At 73.3% G+C, this 4,604-nt stretch carries 4 protein-coding genes; 1 reads left to right on the top strand and 3 read right to left on the bottom strand.

Annotation, left to right across the window (positions count from 1 at the left end; all coding sequences use genetic code 11):
• Window positions 1-1,219: ArsB/NhaD family transporter (locus tag DLJ58_RS00430; protein WP_425271283.1), on the top strand; the 1,219-nt coding region annotated here is incomplete at its 5' end.
• Window positions 1,220-1,253: 34 nt separating this feature from the next.
• On the opposite strand, the gene DLJ58_RS00425 is transcribed toward DLJ58_RS00430, so the two are convergent.
• From DLJ58_RS00425 to DLJ58_RS00415, 3 genes are all read right to left on the bottom strand, one after another.
• Entirely contained in the window at window positions 1,254-2,081 is an 828-nt protein-coding gene (locus tag DLJ58_RS00425; RefSeq protein ID WP_124853339.1) for a MerR family transcriptional regulator, read from the bottom strand.
• A gap of 61 nt (window positions 2,082-2,142) precedes the next feature.
• Window positions 2,143-3,732, bottom strand: coding sequence for an asparagine synthetase B family protein (locus DLJ58_RS00420; protein WP_124853338.1), 1,590 nt, complete (start codon window positions 3,730-3,732; stop codon window positions 2,143-2,145).
• 3 nt (window positions 3,733-3,735) lie between these two features.
• Window positions 3,736-4,584, bottom strand: coding sequence for a DUF5715 family protein (locus DLJ58_RS00415; RefSeq protein ID WP_244218721.1), 849 nt, complete (start codon window positions 4,582-4,584; stop codon window positions 3,736-3,738).
• Between the last annotated feature and the right edge of the window lie 20 nt (window positions 4,585-4,604).

The raw sequence follows: 4,604 nt of genomic DNA, 5'->3' as shown, positions 1-4,604 counted from the left end.
TGCCGGCGTCGCACCGCCCGCCCCACCCGCGCCGACCACCCGCTGGCGACCCCACCCGCTGGACCTGGTGGCGGTCGTCCTCGCCGTGGTCGGCGCCGCCTGCGCGCTGAGCGGGCTGCTGCCCCGCGCGGAGACCACCGCCACACTGCACCGGATCCTGCCGCTGCTGCTCTTCCTCGGCACCGTGATCGTGCTCGCCGAGCTGACCGCCGTGGCCGGTGTGTTCGACGTGCTGGCCAGCCGACTGGCCATCGCCTCGCGGGGGAGGTGGGCGGCGCTGTTCCTGCTCTGCGGCGGCCTGGCGACGCTGACCACCCTCGTGCTCAACCTCGACACCACCGCCGTGCTGCTCACCCCGGTCCTGCTCGCGCTGGCGCGCACCCTGCGCGTTCCCGCCGCCCCGCTCGCGGTCACCACGGTCTGGCTGGCGAACACCGCCAGCCTGCTGTTGCCGGTGTCCAACCTGACCAACCTGCTGGCCGCCGACCGGGTCGGGCTGGCGCCCCTGACGTACGCGACCCGCATGGCGCTGCCGCAGCTGGTGGCGGTGGCGGTCACCATGGCGCTTCTCTGGTTCACCTGGTGGCGACGGGACCAACCGACTGGCGGGCGTTTCGTCCCGCCGGCCGCGCACGTGCCGGCGGACCCGGTGCTGCACCGCACCGCCCTCGCCGGTTGCCTGCTCTTCATCGGCGGGATCCTCGCCGGCGTGCAGATCGGTCTCGCCTCCACCGTCGCGCTGGCGCTGGTGCTGGTCGGGTTCGTCGTCCGCTCCCCCGCCACGCTGCGCCCGGGGCTGGTGCCGGTGCGCCTACTGCTCTTCGTCACCGGCCTGTTCCTGGTGGTGCAGACCCTCGGCCGGCACGGGCTGGACGACGTGGTGGGCACCATGCTCGGGGCCGACGGTGGTGCGCTCGGCGCGCTACGCGCCGGCGGCACCGGAGCGCTGCTCGCCAACGCGCTGAACAACCTGCCGGCCTACCTGGCCGGCGAGTCGGTGCTGCCGGCCGGCGACGCGACCCGGCTGCTGGCCCTGCTGATCGGCACCAACGTCGGCCCGCTGGCCGCACCCTGGGCGTCGCTGGCGACCCTGCTGTGGTTCGAGCGGTGCCGGGCGGCCGGGGTGGCGGTGCCGCTGACCCGGTTCGTGCTGACCAGCATCCTGCTCGCGGTCACCGGCACGCTCGGCGCGGTCGGCGCGCTGCTGCTGGTGAGCTGATCCCGGCGGGACGATCCAGTGCGCGGCGTTCGGCTCAGTCCCGGTACACGGCGAGCTGAAGCTCCGTGACGCCCTTCTCCGGGGTGTCCGCGCAGTAGTCCAGGTAGACCTCCCGGGCGAAACCGTCGGTGCGGTAGCCGTTATCCTCGATCCACCGGGCGAGCGCCTGCATGCTGGGCTCGACGTCGTCCATCGCACCGTGGTGGATGATGGTCGCCGCGCTGCGCAGCGCCGGCAGGTCGCGCACCGTGACGTCGGGAGCAGCGGCCGGCTCGGCGTCGACGAGCACCCCGGCGTGGACGACGACAGCGTCACCGCCCGCGTCGGCGGGCTCGTACCAGGCGATGGCGGGCCCGGTCGGGTTGACACCGGCCGCCGACAACCGCCGGAACAGCTCGGGGTAGAGCGGTTGGATCACCGGTCCGATGTCCTCGCCCTGGTAGCTGGCCGCGACGGCGGACAGCTCCGCGACGCGGGCCGGTGCGATCTCCTTGAGTACGACGTCCTGGGTGGTCATCCGACCCTCCGACTCGATCATCCGGAGCCTCGCCTCCACGGCCGCCAGCCGGGCCGTGTCGGCGGCCAACTGCTCAGCTAGCTGGCTCCGGCGCAGCCGCAGCATGCCGCGCAGCTCGGCCACGTCGACGGCGTCGTCGACGATCGCGCGCACCTGTTCCAGGGTGAGGCCCAGCTCCTTGAGGGCGATCACCCGGTTGAGCCGACGGAGCTGGTCGGCGCGGTAGAAGCGGTAACCGCTGTGCGGGTCGACGCTGGCGGGGCGCAGCAGGCCGATGCTGTCGTAGTGGCGCAGCATCCGCACCGACACCCGGCCGAGTCTGGCGAAGTCTCCGATGGTGAACATGGTCCCCTCACACTCGTCCCTGACAGCGTGTCAGAGTCAAGCGTGGTGTGCGGGGCGGCCGTCAGTGGCGGGCGGGGCGCGGGCCGACCAGCCGGCGGACCATCGGAGCGGCGTTCCACTTGGCCGCGCCGACCAGGTCGCGGGCGTGCTCCAGGACCGTGTAGTCGGGTCGGGTCAGCCCCTCGGCGAGGGCCCGGTCCAGGTCGTTGCCGCAGCGGCTGAGCACGGTGTCGAAGTCCCGACGGACCGGCTCCTGCAGGTCGTAGCCGAAGGAGCGGTGCAGCCGGGCGAAGAGCGGCTTGTACAGCCGGACCCGCTCGTGCAACCCCGACGAGTACGACATCGGGTTCTTCGGACGGCGGAGGATGTAGTCGGGCAGCACGTCGGCGAACGCCCGCCGGACGATCCACTTCTCCTGCCCGTGGCGCAGCTTCAGATCCACCGGCAACCGCATCGCCAGCTCCACCACGCTCAGGTCGAGGAACGGCACCCGGGCCTCCACGCCGTATGCCATGGCGGCCCGGTCGACCCGCTGCAACTCGGTGCGGCACAGGTTGTGGATCCGATGCCGGAACAGTCGGCGGGCCGCCGCCGGGGCGACCTGGTGGTACATCGGGTACCCGCCGAACAGCTCGTCGGAGCCGTCGCCGGTCAGCACCACCTTGATGCCCAGGTCGCGGAGCCGCCGGAAGATCGGCACCGAGACGACCGCGTTGATGATGTCGCCGTACTCGGTCAACTCGGAGATCCGGATGGCCTCGCGGACGTCGGCGAGCCGGATGTCGCGCGGTCGCAGCTCGACCACCACGTGCGGCACGTCGAGGTCGGCGGCGAGCCGCCGGGCGTACGCCACGTCGGGGCTGTCGGCCACGCCGACGGTCACCGCGACGCAGTCCGGGTGGATGTCGCGCACCTGCCGCAGGGTCACCGAGCTGTCCAGCCCACCGGAGAGCACCACCCCGACGGTCAGATCGGTCTCCACCCGCATCCGGATCGCGTCGCTGAGCGCGGCGCGGACCAGCAGCGCGGCCTCGTCCGGGTCGTCGATGACCGGCAGGCCGTCACCGATGGTGAGCAGGTCGACGTACGGGCTCAGTCGCACGTGCCCGTCCGCCTCCGCCCAGCCGTGGTGCCCGGGCGGCACCTCGGCGATCGGGGCGCCGTGTCCGACGAGGGCCTTGACCTCGGAGGCGAGGTGCAGGCAGCCGGGTCGACGGGACCAGTACAACGGCTTGACCCCGAGCGGGTCGCGGGCCAGGTACGCCCGGCCGGTGGCCCGTTCGACGACCGCGAAGGCGTACTCACCGCGGAGCCGGGTGACCGCCGCCTCGCCCCACTGCTGGAACGCGGCGAGCAGCACCTCGGTGTCGCTCTCGGTGCGGAAGGCCTGCCCCAGGTGGGTCAGCTGCGCCCGCAACTCCCGGTAGTTGAAGATCTCGCCGTTGAAGCAGAGCAGCCACCGCTCGTCGGTCGACGTCCACGGTTGCACCGCCCGGTCCCGGTCGACGACCCGCAGCCGGCGGGTGCCGGCGAGCAGCCCGCTCTCGGACCGGGTCTCGGTGACCTCACCGCGCGGGGCCAGGGCGGCGAGCATCCGCCGGAAGGTCGTCGGGTCGGCCTCGGGGCCGATGCTCAACGCGATGCCGCACACGGCTCAGACCCCCATCTCGGCCTCGTACGCCCGGCGTAGGCGACGCCGGGCGGTGGGCGCGAGACACAGGTGCCAGGCCTGCCCCTCGTCGATGACGTTCAGCTCACCGGCCTCCTGCCGGCTCAGCAGCAGCTCCGCCAGGGCCTCGCGCGCGCCGAACCGCTCGAACCAGGCCAGCTCGACGTCGGCCGAGTAGCCGAGGCAGTGCCCGCTGGGCAGCATCGCCGCGTAGCCCAGGCGGCGCAGCCGGTACTGGTGCTCGGCGCTGCGGACCAGGCTGGTCACCCAGAGCGGCGGGGTGGCCGGCGGCGCGACGGCGGCGAACTCCCGTCCGATGTCGTTGAGCAACGCCACCACCTCGCGCCGGGCGCGGCGGAACAGCAGCCCCGCGGTGCGCGGGGTGGCGTCGGGTCGCAGTCGGCGACGCAGCCCGCGGGCGGCCCGGCCCAGCATCGTGGCGGGCTGCTCCTGATAGCGGAAGCGCAGCAGGTCGCGGCGGCGCAGCCACTCCAGATCGACCAGCTCGGGGCTGCCGTTGACCTGGTCGTCGGTGACGAAGGTCGGCGCGTCCTGCCACCACAGCACGTCGATGCGGGAGAGCAGATAGATCCGTACCAGCGCGCTGAGGTCGGTCGCCGAGGTGCGGTCGTTCGGTTGGTAGCGGGCCATCTCCAGCAGCAACGTCTCGCGCGCGCCGATCAGCCCCTGCGGGGTGGCGTCGAGGACCGCGGCGAGGGCTGGCTCCCGCAGCCGCTCGTCGATGAGCACCTGCCGGGCCCGGGTGCTCGCCGCGTCGGCCAGGGCGCCGACCTGCTGGTCGAGGTCGGCGACGGCGGCCCGGTAAGCGGGCAGGTCGGGGGCGGGGGCGGGAA

The organism is Micromonospora arida, from assembly GCF_003857035.1.
GTDB classification, from domain to species: Bacteria; Actinomycetota; Actinomycetes; order Mycobacteriales; family Micromonosporaceae; genus Micromonospora; species Micromonospora arida.
The sequence above is the reverse complement of the archived record's forward strand: the minus strand, read 5'-3'. Positions and strand labels throughout refer to the sequence as shown.

Bases quoted from the DNA above. Each gene is read 5' to 3' on its own strand.
- DLJ58_RS00425 (WP_124853339.1), bottom strand. From the start codon at position 2,081: ATGTTCACCATCGGAGACTTCGCCAGACTCGGCCGGGTGTCGGTGCGG.